This window comes from Actibacterium mucosum KCTC 23349 (assembly GCF_000647975.1).
GTDB classification, from domain to species: domain Bacteria; phylum Pseudomonadota; class Alphaproteobacteria; order Rhodobacterales; family Rhodobacteraceae; genus Actibacterium; species Actibacterium mucosum.
In genome coordinates, this window is sequence record NZ_JFKE01000004.1 from 374,619 (window position 1) to 393,648 (window position 19,030).

Genomic DNA, 19,030 nt, shown 5'->3' on the forward strand with positions numbered 1-19,030 from the left:
ACACCGGTTGGCAAGGATCAGGCCAGTTTGCGCACGGTCACAAAGCTGAGAACCGCCATGATGCCCGCCGTGCCCAGACACAAAGGCAAGCCACCCACCTGATAGCTGACACCCGACAAAAGCGTGCCCAACAGGCGCCCGGCGGCGTTCGACATATAGTAGAACCCAACATCCATCGTCACCCGCTCGGCCTGCGTAAAGGCCAGGATCAGATAGGAATGCACCGCCGAGTTCACGGCGAAGACAAATCCAAACAGCAAGAGCCCCGCCACCAGCGTCACGGTCAGCCAGCCCTGCGGCGCGCCCGCCACAAACGCGAGGGTCGCGAGCGCAAGAGGGATCAAAGCCAAAACCCCCACCCAAACGGCGGCCAGCCGGGTGATCTCGGACAGCGGTTTATCCTTCCCCCCCAACAGTTTGGGCGCCATACCCTGCACAAAGCCATAGCCGATGATCCACAGCGCCATAAAGGTGCCGATCTGGAAAAACGCCGCGCGGTTTCCGGCCTCGGTCCCGTCCGACAGCACCGCGTAGAAATAGATTGGGATGCCCACCACGAACCAGACGTCGCGCGCACCAAACAGGAACATGCGCGCCGCCGACAGCCGGTTGATGCGCGCATCCTTAGAGAAGACCTCGGAAAACTTCGCGCCCTTCTTGCCCTGCGGCAACCCGCCCGGCATGAACACCGCCACCGCCACCAGGATCACCGCCAAGATCGCGGCCATGCCCAGCACCGAGGTGGTGAAGCCAAACCCGGCCAGCAACGCCGCGCCCAGCAAAAAGCCCAGACCCTTCACCGCGTTTTTCGACCCGGTCAACAGCGCCACCCATTTGAACAACGCCCCGTCGCCCTCGGGGGCCAGTATCTTGACCGCGGATTTGGCGCTCATCTTTGACAGGTCTTTCGCCACGCCCGACGCGCCCTGCACCGCCATCACGAACAGTACCGACAGGCCGATGGCCCAGCCGGGATCCAGCAGCGACAGCGCCAGCAAGGCCGCCACCTGAATGCCCAGGCCCACATAAAGCGTGAACGTCAGACCAAACCGCGCCGCGATCCATCCGGCCGCCAGGTTGGTGACCATCCCCATGAATTCATACAGCAAAAACAGATAGGCCAGCTGGATCGGCGAAAAGCCCAGCGTGTGAAAATGCAGCAGAACCAGCATGCGCAGCGCGCCGTCGGTCAGCATGAAAGCCCAGTAGGCGGCGGTGACCGCGATATAGGCGGCCAGCCCCTCGGGGCGCTGCGCAGTCTGGTCCATCAGAGGCTCTCCGCCACCATACGGGTCACGTCGCCTAGACGGCAGGCATATCCCCATTCATTGTCATACCAGGCATAGATTTTCACCTGCGTGCCGTTCACCACCATGGTCGACGGCGCGTCGATAATGCTGGAGCGCGGATCGTTGGTGTAATCGGTCGACACCAGCGGCCGGGTTTCATAGCCCAAAATGCCGTTCAGCGGGCCATTGGCGGCAGCCTCGAACAACCCGTTCACCTCTTCCACCGTGGTCGGGCGCGATACTTCGAACACGCAATCGGTCAACGAGGCATTCAGCAGCGGCACCCGCACAGCATGGCCGTTCAGCTTGCCCTTAAGCTCGGGGTAGATCAGCGTGATCGCGGTGGCCGAGCCGGTGGAGGTCGGGATCAGCGAATTCAGCGCCGAGCGGGCGCGGCGCGGGTCTTTGTGGGGTTTGTCCACGATGGTCTGCGTGTTGGTCACGTCGTGGATCGTGGTCATCGAGCCATGTTCGATCCCGATGCCGTCCAGCAGCACCTTCACAACCGGGGCCAGACAGTTTGTCGTGCACGAGGCCGCGGTGATGAGGTTGTGTTTTTCGGCGTCGTAAAGGTCGGAATTGATTCCATAAACAAGGTTCAGCGCATTGCCATCCTTGACCGGGGCCGAGACCACGACCTTTTTCACGCCGGCGTCGTAGTAAGGCGCTAGTTTGGCCTCGGTCTTGAAAACGCCGGTGCAGTCGAGCACAAGGTCCACCCCCAGCTCGGCCAGTGGCAGCGCCTCGATCGTGCGCTCGGCCGTCATGGCCATGCGCGTGCCGTTGATCGTCAAGCTGTCGTCGTCATGGCTGATCTGGGCATCCCAGCGGCCATGCACCGTGTCGAACTCCATCAACAGGGCGTGCTGTTCGGGCGTTCCGCCGATATCGTTCAGCAGCACAATCTCGCCCGGCAGGCCCTGATCAAACAGGGCCCGCAGCACAAGTTTTCCCATCCGGCCCAGGCCGTTTACGGCAATCTTTGTCATCATATCTTCCAGTATTTAAGCGTCTTCGGGGGCGATCTGCCCGATCTCGTCCAGCCGCGATTGCAACGACATCTTGTCGAGCTGTTCGAACGGCAGGTTCACAAAGGCCGAGATGCGGCGGCGCATCATCGCGTAGGTATTTGCAAAGGCATAGGACTTCTCGGCATCCGTGCCGTCCACCTTGACCGGGTCGGGCAGGCCCCAATGCGCGGTCAGCGGCTGGCCTTCCCAGGGCGGACATTCCTCGTTCCCGGCGGCGTCGCAGACGGTGAACACGAAGTCCAGGCCCGGGGCGTCGTCGCCTTGGAATTCAGACACGTTTTTCGACCGCAGGCCCGAGATATCGTGGCCGTTACGCTGCAACAGTTCGACCGCGAAAGGGTTCAGTTCGGAATAAGGCCGCGTGCCGGCGGAATGGGCAACAAATTTGTCGCCACCCAGTTCGGCCAGCAGCGCCTCGGCAAAGATAGACCGGGCCGAGTTGCCCGTGCAGATGAACAGAACGTTGAATTGTGCGTCAGACATGTCCGTGTCCTTTTGGTTAAGCGCCTTGGAAGGCAAGCAAAGTTCCGGGCGGCCGCGACAACAATCGTCGACCAGATAGTTCAGAAGATCCGACATGGCGGGCATCTCGGCGCGGTAGAACACCGCCCTGCCCTGCCGGTGTGACGAGATCAGCCCCGCAGCCTCTAACGCCGAGACATAGACCGACAAGGTGTTGGGTTTCAGGCCCAACGCCTCGGCAATCTCGGATGGGCGTACCCCGTCAGGCAGCCGGCGCGCCAGCAGGCGAAACACCGCCAAACGGCCCTCGTGCCCGAGGGTGAAAAGCAGGGAAGAGGCAACGTTTAATTCCATAATTCATGAATTAATGAATTATCAGAGATTCGCAAGTCTTATTTCATCTGTTACGTCCGTTCACGATCCGGATGCTGCTGCCCCGATTTTGCCACAATTCGGTGAAACCCTTTCTGATCAGGCCCTCCACCCACAACGAGGGGGCCAAAAGGCAGGGCGCAAAACAGGAGCGCAACATGCAGGACGACAAGAAACCCGATCCGAAGGCCGCCGAAAAGCAGCCCTCTGAACAGCGCCACCGCGCACAATCGCCGACGCCATCAAAAGAAGACGGCGATTACACCTATTCGGATTGGGCCAGCATCTGACTCCGGTCACCTGATCGTGGTTTTCAAACGGGGTTCAGCGCGGTAGCTGTAAACAACACAGCACGGATCCGCGCATGTCTGACCCTGTTTCAAGTATCCGCAACCTCGGCCCCGCGATGGAGGCTGCCTGTGCACGCGCGGGTATCCATTCCGCCGATACGGTGCGCGAACTGGGCCCGGACGAGACCTATGCCCGGTTGATCCAATCCGGCACACAACCGCATTTCATCGGCTATTACGTGCTGGTGATGGGGTTGCAGGGGCGGCCATGGAACGATTGCAAAGGCAAGGAAAAAGCCGATCTGCGCAAACGGTTCGATGCGATCAAGGCGCGGGTTAGGCCCGGCCCTCTGGCCGGGATTGAGAAGATCCTGAACGAGATCGGGGTGGTCGAACGCCGCTGATCAAAGCCGCGCCAAAAGGTTGCGCAGCGTCTCTGTGTCTTGCGGGGACAAGGGCGCCAGAACATTGGACAGGGCATCGGCGACGGCATGCTCCAACTCGGCCACAAAGGTCTCACCCAGTGGTGACAGCGACAGGACCCAGCCCCGCGCGTCATCCGGGTCTGGCGCACGTGTGATCAGCCCCTTCCCCTCTAACACTTTGACCTGACGGGTGATTTGCGACTTGTCGCGCGCCATTTGCTCGACCAGCTGATGCAGGCGCGCGGGCGCGATCTCGGCCAGGGTCATCAACATCATGCCTCCGCCCGGCCCAACGTGGAAGCGGTCAAATTGCGGTGCAGCGCGATTCAGGCGCGACTGAATCTGGCGCATAAAACGATCGGTGAGGCGAGCAATATCGGCATCGGGCATGATTTTAGTTAACTATGTCCACAATATTTGTTGATAAAGTCAACATACTCATTCTTTCAGCCGCCGCCAAGGGCGCGCGAACCGGAAGCAACCATGTCAGCCACACAGACCAATGTTGTGAAACTCGTAACCGTGCTTTGGGTCATTTGGGGGCTGGTGCATATGCTGGCCGGGGTGATCGTGTTGTCATCCGACGCTTCGGGTGGCTTTGCTGCCATTGCCGACGCGGTTCCGGCCGAAGCTTTGGTGCACAGCTATCACGAGGCGGTGGGCGGCATTCTGAACCAGCATGGATGGAATCTGTTGTGGTTCGGTGCGGCAACGGTGATCGGCGGCGTGATGATCTGGCGCGGGTCGCGCACCGCGCTGTGGGTCACGGCGATGGTCGGCGGGTTGGCCGATCTGGGCTATCTGTTGTTTGTCGACCTGCCGGGATTTGTGCACTTCATGCCAGGCACGGTGATGACGCTGGTATCGGGCAGTGCCATCGTGCTGAGCATCTGGGTCTGGCGCGCCTCACGCGCCTGATCAGTCTGTTGCACGCAGCGCCGGAAGGCCCACGCCGGTGGATTCAAACCCACCATCCACCGCCACGACCTGCCCTGTCACATAGCTGGCCTGATCCGAGCAGAGGAAGGTGATGACATTGGCCAGCTCTTCCTCGGTCCCATATCGGTTCAGCGGGATGGCGTCGTGATAGGCATCGATGATCTCTTGGCTGTGCACGGCCATGGCCAGTTTCGTCCGCACCGGACCGGGGCAGACACAATTGGCGCGGATACCATATTCGCCCAGCTCCGCCGCCTGCTGTTTGGTCAGCTGGATCACCGCAGCCTTGGACGTGCCATAGGCCACGCGCAGCGTTGACGCCCGCAAACCCGAGATCGAGGCAATGTTCACAATCGCCCCGCCCTGCGCCTTGAGCGCGGCAATCGCCGCCTGACTGCACAGGAAAACGCCGTCCAGATTTACATCCATCACCGCGCGCCAGCGGGCAAAGTCGGTGTCCTCGATCGGGCCAAAATCCGCGACACCGGCGTTGTTGACAATCGCGTCCAGTCGCCCGGCCCAGTTCAGCGTACCCGCGATCATCGCGTTGACCTGTTCGGGGTTGGAGACATCGGTAACCAGTGGCAGGGCGTTGTCCCCCAAAACCGCGCAGACCGATGTCAGCTCGTCCGCGTCCCAATCGGCCAGAACCACGCGCCAGCCGTCAGCCAGCATCTTTTTGGCGGTAGCCAGACCAATGCCGCGCGCCGCGCCGGTAACAATTGCACATTTCATCGAATTGCCCTTTTGCCGTCAGGCAAACGCTAGAGGCTGCGCGCGGTCCTGTGAAGACAGAAAAAGCCCGGGCGCAATACCCGGGCTTTGGATCGTTTTAAAAAGCGGTAAAGCTTAGCCAACCAGCTCGAGACCGGAGAAGAAATAGGCAATCTCGACCGCGGCGGTTTCCTCGGCATCCGAACCGTGGACCGAGTTTTCGCCGATCGACAGGGCGAATTCCTTGCGGATGGTGCCTTCGTCGGCTTCGGCAGGGTTGGTGGCGCCCATCACTTCGCGGTTTTTCGCGATGGCGTCTTCGCCTTCCAGAACCTGCACAACAATCGGCTCGGACGCCATAAACTCGCACAGTTCGTCATAGAACGGACGCTCGGCATGCACGGCATAGAACACGCCAGCCTGCGCCTTGGTCAGGTGAATGCGCTTTTGCGCCACGATGCGCAGGCCGGCGGCCTCCAGCTTGGCGTTGATGGCGCCGGTCAGGTTGCGCTTGGTGGCGTCGGGCTTGATGATCGAAAAGGTGCGTTGAATTGCCATGATCGTGTCTTTCTTGCTGGGGCGACGGGCCCCTGCCCGGCGCAATAAATCGCGGCCCGCCTAGCATGGCAGAAAGGCTTTGGAAAGCGTCATTCGCGAATTGAGGCCCATGCGCGGATTTGCAGCACCTATTGCCCGTGTTGACACCAGCGATGGAGTGGGTCAGTGCTGCGGCATGCTGCGCATTTCTGACATATCCTATTCGGTTGAAGGCAGGCCGCTGTTCGATGGCGCCTCGGCCACCATCCCTGCCGGGCACAAGGTGGGGCTAGTGGGCCGCAACGGTGCGGGTAAAACCACGCTGTTTAACCTGATCCGGGGTGACCTGACGCTGGAGGGTGGCGCAATCGAATTGCCCGCCCGCGCCCGCATTGGTGGCGTCAGCCAGGAGGTACCGGGCAACGAGGTCTCGTTGCTGGACACGGTGCTGGCCGCCGATACCGAGCGCGCCGCGTTGATGGCCGAGGCCGAAACCGCCACCGACCCCACACGCATTGCCGAGGTGCAGACGCGGCTGGCCGATATCGACGCGTGGTCGGCCGAGGCGCGGGCGGCCTCGATCCTGAAGGGTCTGGGGTTTGACGATGCCGAACAGCGCATGCCGTGTTCGGCCTTTTCGGGCGGCTGGCGCATGCGGGTGGCTTTGGCCGCGGTGCTGTTTGCGCAGCCCGATCTGTTGCTCTTGGACGAACCGACGAACTATCTGGACCTTGAAGGCGCGCTGTGGCTTGAGGCGTATCTGGCCAAATATCCGCACACGGTGCTGATCATCAGCCACGACCGGGGCCTGCTGAACCGCGCGGTGGGCGCAATCCTGCATCTGGACAACCGCAAGCTGACGCTGTGGCAGGGCCCTTACGACCAGTTTGCCCGCCAACGCGCCGAACAGCGCGCCGTGCAGGCCGCGCAGGCCAAAAAGCAAGAGGCGCGGCGGGCGCATCTGCAAAGCTTTGTCGACCGGTTCAAGGCCAAGGCCACAAAGGCCAAGCAGGCGCAAAGCCGGGTGAAGATGCTGGAAAAGATGGAGACGATCACCGCGCCCGAGGACGAGGCGCGCGTGGTCTTCACATTCCCTGAACCCGAAGAACTGTCGCCGCCGATTGTGGCCACCGAAAGCGCCTCGGTCGGGTATGATGGCAATGCGGTGCTGTCAAAACTGACGCTGCGCATTGATCAGGATGACCGGATCGCGCTGTTGGGTAAAAACGGTCAGGGCAAATCGACCCTGTCCAAGCTGTTGTCGGGGCGGCTGGTGGCGATGGGCGGGCGCATCACCACGGCCTCGAAACTGCGGATCGGGTTCTTTGCGCAGCATCAGGTGGATGAGCTGCGGGTGGAGGAAACGCCGCTGCAGCATATCGCGCGGGAACGCCCGGGCGAGGTGCAGTCGAAACTGCGCGCGCGGCTGGCGGGGTTTGGTCTGGGCGCCGATCAGGCCGAGACCGAGGTGGGCCGGCTGTCGGGCGGCCAAAAAGCGCGGCTGAGCCTGCTGTTGGCCACGCTGGACGCGCCGCATCTGCTGATCCTGGACGAACCCACCAACCATCTGGATATCGAAAGCCGCGAGGCGCTGGTGCAGGCGCTGACCGCCTATTCCGGCGCGGTGATTTTGGTCAGCCACGATATGCATCTGCTGTCGATGGTGGCCGACCGGCTTTGGCTGGTCAAAGACGGGCGCGTGGCGCCGTTTGACGATGATCTGGAGGCTTATCGCCGCCTGCTGCTGGCAAGCGACAAACCGGCCAGAAAGGCCGAAAAACCCAAGCCTGCGCGCCCGTCGCGTGACCAGATCCTCGCGCTGCGCGCCGAGGTGCGCAAATGCGAGGACAGGGTGACAAAGCTGAACGATATGCGCGACAAGCTGTCGGTGAAACTGGCCGCGCCCGAGATGTACGAGGACGGCAAAGCCGACGAGGCCGCCATTTGGCAAAAGAAATATGCCGAGGTGATGGACGGGCTGGACCGGGCCGAGGCGCTGTGGATGGCGGCGTTGGAAAAGCTGGAAGTCGCCGAGGGCTGATCATGGATACAACCTTTTACATCTCGGCCTTCGTCACGATGTTCGTGATCATCGATCCCATCGGGCTGACCCCGCTGTTTGCGGCGCTGACACAAGGGATGAGCGCGTCCGAGCGCCGCCGCATCGCCCTGCGGGCTTGTGTAATTGCCGTTGGCCTGCTGGCGCTGTTCGGGCTGTTGGGCGAGGCCGTTCTGGGCTTTGTCGGCATTTCCATGCCTGCCTTTCGCATCGCCGGGGGGCTGTTGTTGTTCCTGACCGCGCTGGACATGCTGTTTGAACGGCGCACCAAGCGGCGCGAGGATCAGGCCGAGGATGACCGACCCGACCCCTCGGTGTTCCCGCTGGCCACGCCGCTGCTGGCTGGTCCCGGCTCTATGGCGTCGATGATCCTGCTGGCCGGCGAGGTTGAGGGCGACATGGTGGCATTGACCGGGGTGATGGGCATCATGCTGGTGGTTGTTGTGCTGGGGTTCCTGATGTTTTTGACGGCAGGCCTGCTGGAGCGCGTCTTGGGCAAAACCGGCATCAACGTGGTCACACGGCTATTGGGCATGTTGCTGGCGGCCTTGTCGGTGCAGTTCGTTCTGGACGGGCTGCGCGATTTCGGTCTGACCTTGGCGGCGGGCTGATCCGCCCCTACATTCAAAGGGTAACCCCGAAGGGAACCCGATGTCTGAGAACGATTTTGGCCAGTTGGCCTATCTGTCGCTGCTTTTGCTGGTGATCGGCGGCTATTTCCTGATCCAGAACCGCCACCGTCTTGGGGCAATGCTGCAACAAGCATCCATCTGGGCGCTGATCTTTGTCGGTGTGATCGCGGCGGCCGGTCTTTGGGAAAACATGCGCGACGATGTTTTGCCGCGTCAGACGGTGATTGCCGATCAGGGCGTGGTCGAGTTGCCCCGTGCACCGGATGGGCATTTCTACATGCTGGCGGATGTGAACGACACAGCCGTGCGGTTCGTTGTAGACACGGGCGCGACCACCATCGTGTTGTCGATGGAAGATGCAGCGCGGGTCGGGATCGACACGGATCGCCTGGTTTTCCTGGGACGCGCCAACACCGCCAACGGCGAGGTGCGCACCGCAATGGTGAAACTGGACGAGCTGCGTATTGGCGAGCTGAGCGACCGAAACGTGCGCGCCTGGGTGAACGAAGGCGAATTGAATGGCTCGCTTCTGGGGATGAGCTATCTGGACCGGTTCGAACGGGTGGAGATCACCCGGGACACGATGCGCCTGATCCGCTGACCCTGTTAAATTGCGCGCCTGACGGCGCATTTCCCTTATCTCGCCCGTCGCCTGCGGCTTTGGGCTCGGGTCGGTGGTCGTTGCTAGCTTTTGCCCCGCGACAACCCGAGGGCCCGGCCGCAAGGCAGGGCGCGAGATATCACTTGCGCCGTCAGGCGCTCCATTTGGTTACGTTGCGCTGTGTTCAGCCTTCTTCTCCCAACGGCCGGATTCCTCGGACCAGTATTGCGCGCCGATCCCGGCCCCGGTCAGGCGTTTCCACTGGCCACGCGCGTGGTTCAGCGCCTCCTCGTCATTACCGTCAAAGAGGACACAGGCGCGGGACAGTCCAGCGACCTCTCCCTCGGCGATCTCGGCCCCATCGATGGCCATGACGCACTCCGCGTTGTTTGGCGCGTCCGAAGCGGCGGTCAGTAGTACCGGCTGATCCGCGTCAAACCCCGATCCGGCCAACCCGTGGGGCAGAAAGCTTTCCTCGCCTGCCAGCCACAGTTGGCCATCCAGCTGCCGCAGACGCCCCTCATCCGTGCCACGCAGGGCCACCCGCCAGCCTTGGGCCAGCGCGCGATCCAGTAGCGGGGGCAGCACATCCGCCAGCCCGCGGCGTGTAAGGTGATAGAAAAAGACTTCGGCCATCAGCCCTCGAACCGGTCACGCACCAGCCGGTCCAGCGCCAGAACGCCCCAGCCGGTGGCCCCTTTGGGCGCCAACGCCGTTTCCGATTTGACCGACGCCACACCTGCAATGTCCAGGTGGATCCACGGGGTTCCGTCCTGAACAAAACGCTGCAAGAACTGGCCCGCGGTGATCGAACCCGCCGGTCGGCCGCCGATGTTCTTCATATCAGCGATGCGGCTGTCCAGCAGCTTGTCATAGGCTGGTGACAGGGGCAGTTGCCATGCCCCTTCGCCCTCGGCCGCGGCGGATTTCAGGAAATCGGCGGCAAAGCTGTCATCGTTCGAAAACACACCGGCGTTTTCGTGACCCAGCGCAATGATCATCGCGCCGGTCAGCGTGGCCAGGTTCACAATCGCCGCCGGTTTATATTCCTGCTGCGCGTACCACAGCACATCGGCCAGCACCAAACGCCCCTCGGCATCGGTATTGATGATCTCAACCGTGTCGCCTTTCATCGAGGTCACTACATCGCCGGGACGTGTGGCGCGGTCGGATGGCATGTTTTCCACCAGCCCCACAAGGCCAACCACATTGGCCGGCGCCTTGCGCAGTGCCAGGGCCCGCATAACGCCCGATACAACACCCGCGCCGCCCATATCCATGGTCATGTCTTCCATGCCGCCGGCCGGTTTCAGCGAGATGCCGCCGGTGTCAAAGACCACACCTTTGCCAACAAGGGCCAGCGGGGCCGCGTCTTTCTCACCACCGTTCCAGCGCATGACCACAACCTTGGAAGGGCTGGCCGAGCCATGACCAACCGACAGGAGAAGACGCATACCAAGCTTTTCCAGCGCGTCCTCTTCCAGAATTTCAACGTCCAGTCCGATCTCTTGCATCGCAGCCAGGCGTGCGGCGAAATCTTCGGTTGTCAGGATGTTTGCAGGCTCGTTCGTCAGGTCGCGGGTAAAGAACACCCCCTCGGCCAGCGCGGCCATGGGGGCCGCGGCAGCGGCGGTTTCTTCGGGCTTGGAACACATAACGGTTATTGTGCCACGCGCCGACGCCTCGGCCGTTTTGTGCGCATTAAAGTTGTAGTCGCGCAGCGCAAGGCCCAGGGCAACTTCGTGCACCTTGGAGTTTGACCCCGCCAGAAGCAGTAGCGCCGCATCGCCGCGCAACTTGGACAGAGCCGCGCCTGCCTTCCGCGCATCGTCTTGCGAGGGGCGGCGTTCCAGGCGCACGACGTCGATTGCCTCGGCAGCCATGCCGGCCGGGAACGCCAATGTCTTGGCCTGACCGGATTTCATCTTGGCAAAAGCCTCGCTTTCGACGAATCGGACCAGCGCGCCCCGGGACAGTTTGTTGACCCGCCGAGCCGCCTGATCGAGCTTGCCCTCGGCGCCGATCAAAAGCGCGACCCGCCCTTCGGTCGCAGCGATTGCGTCAATCTCTGTAGGCTGAAACTCAATAATGGGTGGGGTGGTCATCGGCATTCTCCGGAAATGTTCTCCACCAAGACTTATGCGCTTGCAGGCCACATGACCAGATAGCAGTTTTCCCCGCCCCACAGATCGTCTAGGGTCGCGCTCGATCCTGTTGTCCTGGGGGGGACATTTGCCGCGATTTGATCGCTATATCCTGTCGCAGCTTGTGGTGCTGTTCGGCTTCTTCTCGCTGGTCCTGGTTTCGGTCTACTGGGTCAACCGGGCGGTTGGGCTGTTTGATCAGTTGATCGGCGACGGACAGTCGGCATTGGTGTTCTTGCAGTTCACGGCCTTGTCGCTGCCAAATGTGGTTCGGCTGGTCCTGCCAGTTTCCGGTTTTGCCGCAACGGTTTACGCGATCAACCGCCTGACATCGGACAGCGAGCTGGTGGTGGCGCAGGCGATGGGCCTTTCCCCGTTTCGGCTGGCGCGTCCGGTCCTGGTTTTTGGCCTGCTGGTTGCGGCGCTGGTGTCGGTTTTGAACCATGTCCTGGTTCCGGCAAGCCGCGCTGAACTGCGCGAAAGGTCTGCAGAGATATCCGAGGACATCGCGGCGCAGATTCTGGTCGAGGGGCAATTCATCCATCCTTCCAAGGGGATAACGATTTTCATCGGCGAGATCACGCCGCTGGGTGAGTTGAACGACTTGCTGCTGGTCGACGAAACCGTACCGGGGCAAGACATTACCTATACCGCCGAGCGGGCGTTGCTTGTCTCGGCCGAGGACGGCCCAAAGCTGGTGATGTTCAACGGAATGGCGCAGGTGTTGCGGGTTGGGTCGAACACGATGTCGACAACCCGCTTTCAGGACGCCGTCTATGACGTGGCCGGGATGATTGCCGTGCGTTCGGATCAGCGCGTGGACATGCAGGGCCTGCCAACGATGACCCTGCTGCAGGCCGATCCGGTGATCGTGGCCTTGGCGGGCGAAACGCGGGCGAGTTTTCTTTACGAAGGCCACGCGCGAATTTCGCAACCCTTCCTGGCGGTGGCAGCGGCCCTGATCGGACTGGGTGCCTTGCTATTGGGCGGGTTCAGCCGGTTTGGCCTTTGGCGACAGATCCTGTTCGCATTTGTCCTGTTGATCATCCTGCAAGCGCTGGACAATTCCTCTGGGCAATTGGCACGCTCGGACGAAAACCTGTGGATCGCGGTTTACTTTCCACCGGTTGCCGGGATTGCCGTGGCCTGCATCATGTTTTGGATCGCGGGACGGCCAGATTTCGGCAAGCGCGCGAAACGCCCCCTTCCGGAGGCGACGGCATGAAACTGCACATGTATTTCGCGCGCAAATTCCTGCTGACATTGCTGAGTGTTCTGGCGGTTTTCCTGCTGTTTCTGCTGATGTTGGACGTCGTTGACCAACTGCGGCAGTTCGGGGGTGGAGAGATTTCGTCGGGCCAGGCACTGCAACTGTCGTTGCTGAGCGTGCCGACGGCGCTTTATCAGATCCTGCCCCTGGTTGTCTTGCTGGCCACGTTGGCGCTGTACCTGAGCCTTGCGCGAACATCCGAATTGGTGGTCAGCCGGGCCGCGGGGCGTTCGGCCCTGCGCAGCCTGGCCGCACCGGTGATCGCAATCCTGGTCGTGGGCGCCTTCAGCGTGGGGGTATTGAACCCCATGGTCGCTGCCACGTCCAAGCAATACGAGGTCCAAAAATCCACGCTGAGTGTCGGAACCCCGTCGGTCCTGTCGCTGAATCGCGGTGGCTTGTGGATGCGTCAGGGCAACGCGGACGGACAGGTGGTTTTGCGCGCAGCGCGGTCCAACCTGGACGGAACCAGCCTGTTTGATGTGACCATTGTCGCCTTTGCCCCCGATGCAGGACCGATTTATCGCATTCAGGCGGCGTCGGCGGAACTGGGCGATGGCATGTGGCTGCTGAGCGAGGTGAAACGCTGGGAACTGGCGGCCGAGGTCACCAACCCGGAACAGGGCGCAACAACCCACGCAACGATGTCACTGCCAACGGACCTGACCCGCGACCGTATTCGCGACAGCTTCGGCGCGCCCTCGGCCATCCCGGTGTGGGAGTTACCGGCCTTTATCGAGGCGCTTGAACGCGCGGGCTTCTCGGCCCAAAGACACCGTGTCTGGCTGCAAATGGAACTGGCGCTACCGTTGGTATTTGTCGCCATGGTCTTGATCGCGGCCGGTTTCACCATGCGTCACACTCGGTTTGGGCGCACGGGCGTGATGGTTCTTATGGCGCTTGGAATGGGTTTGGCCCTGTTTTTCTTGCGCAGCTTTGCCCAAGTTCTGGGCGAAAACGGACAAATACCCGTAGCCCTTGCGGCCTGGGCCCCGCCTGTTATTGCGATTTTCCTGTCGTTGGGCGTTGTTTTGCATCTGGAGGACGGTTGATGCGCGCGATTCTTGGGGCTCTCTTGGCCATGATCTGGCTTTCCCTCCCTGTCGTCGCGCAGCAGCAGGAGCCAGCGCCGGCAACCCTGCTGGCCGATCAAATCTCGGTCACCGGGGCACGCAACGACATCCTGATCGCCGAGGGCCATGTCGAAGTTTTGTATGGCCCCCATATCCTGCGGGCAACGCGCATCGAATATCGCCGTGCCGAGGACATCATCCTGATCGATGGGCCGCTGAGCCTGGTTGCAGAAAACGGCGACATCGTTCTGGCGGACAGTGGCGAGCTTTCGGCCGATCTGACTGCGGGCATCCTGAAATCGGCGCGACTGGTTCTGGACCAGCAGCTGCAACTGGCTGCGGCGAACCTGCACCGGGTCGGCGACCGCTTTTCCGTTCTGGACAACACGGTCGCCACGTCCTGCACCGTGTGCGACGGCGGGGTGCCGTTGTGGCAGATCCGGGCCCGGCGCATCATTCACGATCAGGAAGAACGGCAAATCTACTTTGATGATGCCCGGTTCGAGGTCGCAGGCCTGCCGGTCATGTACCTGCCGCGTTTGCGGCTGCCGGACCCCACGTTGGAGCGTGCCACCGGGTTCCTTCTGCCGCGCGTTCGGGCGTCGAACCTCGTGGGCCTCGGGATCGAGGTGCCCTATTTCATCACCTTGGGTGATCACGCGGACCTGACACTGGCACCGTTCCTGTCGCGCCGGTCGCGCACGCTGGGCCTGCGCTATCGGCAGGCGTTTCGAAATGGCGAGATCGAGGTCAACGCGGCGGGCACGCGCGATGACATTCTGACAAGTCGGAACCGTGGCTACCTTTATGCAAGCGGCGACTTTGACCTGCCGCGTGAGTTCAAGCTGGAATTTGATCTGCGCACAGTTTCGGACGAGGCCTATCTGCTGGACTATAGCATTGACAGTGCGGACCGTCTGGCAAGCCCCATTACCCTGTCCCGCACCCTGCGTGATGAACAAATCACCGCGAACGCAACATATTATGAAACCCTGCGCAGCGGCGAAGACTCGGGCACGCTGCCGCGCACGATTGTCAGCGGTTCGTGGACACGTCGGTTTGTCCCCGGTCCGGTCGGAGGCATCGCCACGGCCGAATTTGACCTGTTTGCATTTAACCGCCCGTCGGGCGCTGACACGTTGGGCCGTGACCTTGAACGCGCCTCGGCCCGGCTAAACTGGCATCGCGACTGGACCACCAATAACGGTGTGGTTCTTGGCTTTACCGGCGCGCTGCATGCGGATTATTTCAAGTATCAGGACGACAGTTTGCGTCCTGATGCAATTTTTCGGAGCGCTCAGTTTGGCGCGGTTGAACTGCGTTGGCCGATGATCCGGAACACCACGGGCGGTGCCGTCGATACGTTGGAGCCCATTGCCCAACTGGTCTGGAGCCAGGCCGGCAACAGGAATATCGCGAACGAGGACAGTCTTGCCGTCGAGTTTGACGAGGGCAACCTGTTCGCCCTCAACCGGTTCCCCGGATCAGACGCGGTTGAGGAAGGTTTACGCCTGAACCTGGGTGTCAACTGGACACGCTACACCCAAACCGGTCTCAGCTTTGGTGCGACGTTAGGCCGTGTCATCCGCGAGAAACCTTCGGCACAGTTTGACACCAGCACCGGGTTGAACGGCTATACCAGCGATTGGCTGGCGGCGGTGCGGGTAGACACCGGAACCGGGCTGACGCTGGGCAACCGGATGTTGTTCGATGATCAATTGTCCTTTTCGCAGAACGAGTTGCGCGTTGGATGGAACAGCGATCGCGCCAATTTCGCAACCTCGTACCTGTGGAGTGCCGCGGACCTGACCGCGAACCAAGCCACCGATATTTCAGAAGTACAGTTTGATGGCGGATATCGCTTCAACGCGAACTGGACCGGGCGTCTGGACTGGCGATATGACATTGAACAAAACCGCGCGGCGGAAACCGGGCTGGGTCTGGAATTCCGCAACGAATGCGTGGTTGTCGATCTTTCCCTCTCGCGTCGTTTCACGTCCTCGGCTAGTGTGAGGCCGTCAACCGATTTCGGGCTGACGGTGACGCTTTCGGGTTTCGGCAACTCGCGAGCCGATCCGGTTAGCCGCAACTGTGTGAAGTTTTAGGCCGATAACAGCTCTGAGCAGAAAAAAACCATGCCCCTATTTCGCATTCTCGCCAGCTTCTTTCTTGTAACCCTCGCCGGGATTGTACCGGCAATGGCGCAGGACGGTGGTTTGTTCGCCCCCCGCATTCTGGTTAACGACCGGGCCATCACCAACTGGGAGGTTGAGCAACGCATCCGCCTGCTGCAACTGCTGCGCGCGCCCGGTGATCTGGAAGAAGAAGCGTTGGAGGGTTTGATCGAGGATCGCCTTCGGCTGGATGCCGCCGTTGCCGCGGGTCTGAGCGTCACCGAGGAACAAGTGATCGACGGCATGACCGAGTTTGCCGGTCGTGCCAATCTGGAACTGGAACCTTTTGTTGCCGCGATTGGCAGCGAGGGCGTTGATGTGCGGACCTTCCGCGATTTTGTTGCGGCCGGCGTTGCATGGCGCGCATTGGTGCAAGGTCAGTTTGGCCCGCGCGCCCAAATCACCGAGGCCGAAATCGACCGCGCGCTGGCGTTGACACAGCAGGCCGGTGCCGCGCGGGTGTTGCTGTCCGAGATTATCCTGCGGGCGGATACCCCGGCTTTTCAGGAAGAAAGCCAGGCCTTGGCCGAGCGTCTGAAAGACCAGATCAAGACGCCACAGGCCTTTGCATCGGCGGCGCGGCGTTACTCGGTCTCGCCCTCTGCGGGCCGCAGTGGACGAATTGACTGGCTGGACCTCGCGAACCTTCCCCCTGCCCTTGCCAGCCAGGTTCTGGCGCTGGCCCCTGGCGAGGTGAGCGACCCGATTCCATTGTCGAATGCCATTGCCCTGTTCCAGCTGCGCGCGATCGAAGAGAATGACCCGGTCGAGGCCGAAGGATTGTCCGTCGACTATGCGCAGTATTTCATCCCCTCCGGCAACGTGACAGAGGCCGAGAAGGTGCGCGCCCGCGTGGACACCTGTGATGACATGTACGGCGTGGCACACAAGCAGCCGGAAGAACGGCTGCTGTTCTCTGGTGCGTTGGTCAGTGAATTGCAGGGCGACCTTGCCCTGACGCTTGCAAAAATGGACCCGAACGAAACGGTCATCTTTGGGCAAGGCGTGACCATGTCGGTGCTGATGCTTTGCAGCCGCACACCGGAACTGGATATCGAAGTGGATCGTGGACAGATCCGCAACCAGCTGTTCAACCAGCGTTTGACGGCCTATGCCGACGGTTTCCTGGCCGAGCTGCGGGCCGAGGCCATCATCCGCACTCCATGACCACCGCCCCCATAGCCCTGACCATGGGTGACCCTGCCGGGGTTGGCCCGGAATTGAGCCTTGTCGCCTGGCATGCCTTGCAAGATGAATTGCCGTTTTTCCTGGTCGGCGACCCGGCAGCCCTGCCCGATGGTGCAAAGTTTCAAGAGATTTCGTCGCCCGGCGAAGCCGCGTCAGCAACGTCTTTGCCCGTGTTGGCTGACAAGATGGCGGTGCCCGCTATAGCGGGGCAGCCTGCGCTGGAAAACGCGTCGGCCGTTATTCGATGGATCGAGCGCGCGGTTGACCTGGCCCAGTCCGGCGCGGCGTCGGCCCTGTGCACCAACCCGATTTCCAAGCAGATCTTGCGCGAAGGTGCGGGCTTTGCCTATCCCGGCCACACAGAGTTTCTGGCCGCGCTGGCCGGGCAGGACGATGTGGTGATGATGCTGGCCTGCGACGCGCTGAAGGTTGTGCCGGCCACGATCCACATCCCGCTGGCCGAGGTGCCTGCGGCCCTGAACCCGCATGACCTGCGCAGGGTGCTGGAAATCACCCACGCCGCCCTGATCCGTGATTTTGGTGTTGCCTCGCCGCGCCTTGCCGTCGCTGGTCTGAACCCGCATGCGGGCGAAGGCGGCCATATGGGCCGTGAAGAGATCGAGTTAATCGCGCCTTTGCTGGACACGATGCGGGCCGAAGGAATGCAGATTGCCGGGCCGCTTCCGGGCGACACGATGTTTCATCCGCCCGCGCGGGCGCGCTATGATGCGGCGATATGCATGTATCACGATCAGGCGCTGATCCCGATCAAGACGCTGGACTTTGCCGGTGGGGTGAATGTCTCGCTGGGCCTGCCATTTCTGCGCAGCTCGCCCGATCACGGCACCGCGTTTGACATTGCGGGCAAAGGCGTCGCAGATGCCTCCAGCCTGATTGCAGCGCTGCGTATGGCCAACCAGATGGCCCGCCACCGCGCTGCCGCCTGACGGGCACTGAAAGCGAAAGGACATTCATGGCTGCGATCGATGGTCTGCCCCCTTTGCGCCAGGTTATTGCGACACATGGCCTGTCTGCCAAGAAGTCGCTGGGCCAGAATTTCCTACTGGACCTGAACCTGACCGCCAAGATTGCCCGGCAGGCCGGCGCGTTGAGCGATTGCGACGTTTTAGAGGTGGGCCCCGGCCCCGGCGGATTGACGCGTGGTTTGCTGGCCGAAGGCGCGCGCCGCGTGCTTGCCGTGGAAAAGGACGCGCGTTGCCTGCCTGCGCTGGCCGAAATTGGCGCGGCTTACCCGGGTCAGCTTGAAGTGATCAATGCCGACGCGCTGGAATTGGACCCGCTTGCGCATCTGAACCCACCGATCCGTGTTGTCGCGAACCTGCCTTACAATGTCGGAACCGAGCTGCTGGTGCGCTGGCTGACACCACCGCAATGGCCACCATATTGGCAGAGCCTGACGTTGATGTTTCAAAAAGAGGTGGCCGAACGGATCGTGGCGCAGCCGGGTTCAAAAGCTTATGGGCGGCTGGCAATTCTGGCGCAGTGGCGGGCCGAGGCCAAGATCGCCATGACCCTGCCGCCCGAGGCTTTCACCCCTCCGCCCAAGATTCACTCGGCCGTTGTGCATCTGACCGCGCGGGCCGAGCCGCTGTTTCCCGCGGACGCCGGCACCCTGTCGCGCGTCGTGGCCGCGGCCTTTAATCAGCGCCGCAAGATGCTGCGGGCCAGCCTGAAAGGCATTGCGCCAGGGATCGAGGATCATCTGCGCGCCGCGGGCCTTGAACCGACGATGCGGGCCGAGCAGGTGCCGATCGAAGGGTTCTGCGCCCTGGCGCGCCAGGTCAGCAACACGGGCTGAAAAGGCTGCCG

Annotated in this window: 20 protein-coding genes; 12 read left to right on the forward strand and 8 right to left on the reverse strand. The window is 61.8% G+C overall.

What is annotated here, in order from left to right; translation table 11 throughout:
- Positions 1-17 precede the first annotated feature (17 nt).
- From arsJ to ACMU_RS11125, 3 genes are read right to left on the reverse strand one after another with little or no spacing between them, the layout of a single operon-like run.
- The gene (gene arsJ, locus ACMU_RS11115; protein ID WP_035259472.1) at positions 18-1,268 is read right to left on the reverse strand and encodes an organoarsenical effux MFS transporter ArsJ; all 1,251 of its coding nucleotides are present in this window, start codon (positions 1,266-1,268) and stop codon (positions 18-20) included.
- Complete coding sequence (locus tag ACMU_RS11120; RefSeq protein ID WP_035259832.1) at positions 1,268-2,278, reverse strand: ArsJ-associated glyceraldehyde-3-phosphate dehydrogenase; 1,011 nt, start codon at positions 2,276-2,278, stop codon at positions 1,268-1,270. The genes arsJ and ACMU_RS11120 overlap by 1 nt, the downstream gene beginning before the upstream one ends.
- Positions 2,279-2,293: 15 nt before the next feature.
- Positions 2,294-3,136 (reverse strand): arsenate reductase/protein-tyrosine-phosphatase family protein, encoded by an 843-nt coding sequence (locus ACMU_RS11125; RefSeq protein WP_035259473.1) that lies wholly within the window; start codon positions 3,134-3,136, stop codon positions 2,294-2,296.
- Between the two features lie 101 nt (positions 3,137-3,237).
- Here ACMU_RS11125 and ACMU_RS19495 point away from each other — a divergent pair, with 101 nt between their 5' ends.
- A complete protein-coding gene (locus ACMU_RS19495) occupies positions 3,238-3,444 on the forward strand; it encodes a hypothetical protein (protein WP_161635667.1) in 207 nt (68 codons plus the stop codon).
- Between the two features lie 74 nt (positions 3,445-3,518).
- Positions 3,519-3,848: a TfoX/Sxy family DNA transformation protein gene (locus tag ACMU_RS11135; RefSeq protein ID WP_035259476.1), complete on the forward strand. Its 330-nt coding sequence runs from the start codon at positions 3,519-3,521 to the stop codon at positions 3,846-3,848.
- Here ACMU_RS11135 and ACMU_RS11140 read toward each other — a convergent pair whose 3' ends face one another.
- Entirely contained in the window at positions 3,849-4,142 is a 294-nt protein-coding gene (locus ACMU_RS11140; protein WP_161635668.1) for a MarR family winged helix-turn-helix transcriptional regulator, read from the reverse strand.
- Between the two features lie 210 nt (positions 4,143-4,352).
- Between ACMU_RS11140 and ACMU_RS11145 the strand changes: the two genes are divergently transcribed.
- Entirely contained in the window at positions 4,353-4,787 is a 435-nt protein-coding gene (locus ACMU_RS11145) for a hypothetical protein (RefSeq protein ID WP_035259477.1), read from the forward strand.
- Here the strand turns inward: ACMU_RS11145 and ACMU_RS11150 are convergent, their stop codons facing one another.
- On the reverse strand, positions 4,788-5,543 hold the full coding sequence (locus ACMU_RS11150) for an SDR family NAD(P)-dependent oxidoreductase (RefSeq protein ID WP_035259479.1): 756 nt from the start codon (positions 5,541-5,543) through the stop codon (positions 4,788-4,790).
- Positions 5,544-5,657: 114 nt separating this feature from the next.
- On the reverse strand, positions 5,658-6,080 hold the full coding sequence (ndk, locus tag ACMU_RS11155; protein WP_035259837.1) for a nucleoside-diphosphate kinase: 423 nt from the start codon (positions 6,078-6,080) through the stop codon (positions 5,658-5,660).
- A 175-nt stretch (positions 6,081-6,255) separates the two neighbouring features.
- Here ndk and ACMU_RS11160 point away from each other — a divergent pair, with 175 nt between their 5' ends.
- The 3 genes from ACMU_RS11160 to ACMU_RS11170 are packed head-to-tail and all read left to right on the forward strand — an operon-like array spanning position 6,256 to position 9,351.
- A complete protein-coding gene (locus tag ACMU_RS11160; RefSeq protein ID WP_035259839.1) occupies positions 6,256-8,100 on the forward strand; it encodes an ABC-F family ATP-binding cassette domain-containing protein in 1,845 nt (614 codons plus the stop codon).
- 2 nt (positions 8,101-8,102) lie between these two features.
- Positions 8,103-8,729, forward strand: a complete 627-nt coding sequence (locus ACMU_RS11165) for a MarC family protein (protein WP_035259480.1) — start codon at positions 8,103-8,105, stop codon at positions 8,727-8,729.
- A gap of 40 nt (positions 8,730-8,769) precedes the next feature.
- Complete coding sequence (locus ACMU_RS11170) at positions 8,770-9,351, forward strand: retropepsin-like aspartic protease family protein (protein ID WP_035259482.1); 582 nt, start codon at positions 8,770-8,772, stop codon at positions 9,349-9,351.
- Positions 9,352-9,519: 168 nt separating this feature from the next.
- Here the strand turns inward: ACMU_RS11170 and ACMU_RS11175 are convergent, their stop codons facing one another.
- Both ACMU_RS11175 and ACMU_RS11180 read right to left on the reverse strand, forming a co-directional pair.
- Complete coding sequence (locus tag ACMU_RS11175) at positions 9,520-9,987, reverse strand: DNA polymerase III subunit chi (RefSeq protein WP_035259484.1); 468 nt, start codon at positions 9,985-9,987, stop codon at positions 9,520-9,522.
- Positions 9,987-11,456 carry a leucyl aminopeptidase gene (locus ACMU_RS11180; protein ID WP_035259485.1) on the reverse strand — a complete coding sequence of 490 codons (1,470 nt, stop codon included), beginning with the start codon at positions 11,454-11,456 and terminating at the stop codon, positions 9,987-9,989. Before ACMU_RS11180 ends, ACMU_RS11175 begins: the two co-directional genes overlap by 1 nt.
- A 127-nt stretch (positions 11,457-11,583) precedes the next feature.
- Here ACMU_RS11180 and lptF point away from each other — a divergent pair, with 127 nt between their 5' ends.
- From lptF to rsmA, 6 genes are read left to right on the forward strand one after another with little or no spacing between them, the layout of a single operon-like run.
- On the forward strand, positions 11,584-12,720 hold the full coding sequence (gene lptF / locus ACMU_RS11185; protein WP_035259486.1) for an LPS export ABC transporter permease LptF: 1,137 nt from the start codon (positions 11,584-11,586) through the stop codon (positions 12,718-12,720).
- Positions 12,717-13,817, forward strand: coding sequence for an LPS export ABC transporter permease LptG (gene lptG / locus ACMU_RS11190; protein ID WP_035259487.1), 1,101 nt, complete (start codon positions 12,717-12,719; stop codon positions 13,815-13,817). Before lptF ends, lptG begins: the two co-directional genes overlap by 4 nt.
- Positions 13,817-15,943 (forward strand): LPS-assembly protein LptD, encoded by a 2,127-nt coding sequence (locus ACMU_RS11195; RefSeq protein WP_051588282.1) that lies wholly within the window; start codon positions 13,817-13,819, stop codon positions 15,941-15,943. Before lptG ends, ACMU_RS11195 begins: the two co-directional genes overlap by 1 nt.
- Positions 15,944-15,973: 30 nt before the next feature.
- Positions 15,974-17,179, forward strand: coding sequence for a peptidylprolyl isomerase (locus tag ACMU_RS11200; protein ID WP_035259489.1), 1,206 nt, complete (start codon positions 15,974-15,976; stop codon positions 17,177-17,179).
- Positions 17,176-18,147: a 4-hydroxythreonine-4-phosphate dehydrogenase PdxA gene (pdxA, locus tag ACMU_RS11205; protein WP_035259490.1), complete on the forward strand. Its 972-nt coding sequence runs from the start codon at positions 17,176-17,178 to the stop codon at positions 18,145-18,147. Before ACMU_RS11200 ends, pdxA begins: the two co-directional genes overlap by 4 nt.
- A 26-nt stretch (positions 18,148-18,173) precedes the next feature.
- On the forward strand, positions 18,174-19,019 hold the full coding sequence (gene rsmA / locus ACMU_RS11210) for a 16S rRNA (adenine(1518)-N(6)/adenine(1519)-N(6))-dimethyltransferase RsmA (protein WP_035259492.1): 846 nt from the start codon (positions 18,174-18,176) through the stop codon (positions 19,017-19,019).
- Positions 19,020-19,030: the final 11 nt, after the last annotated feature.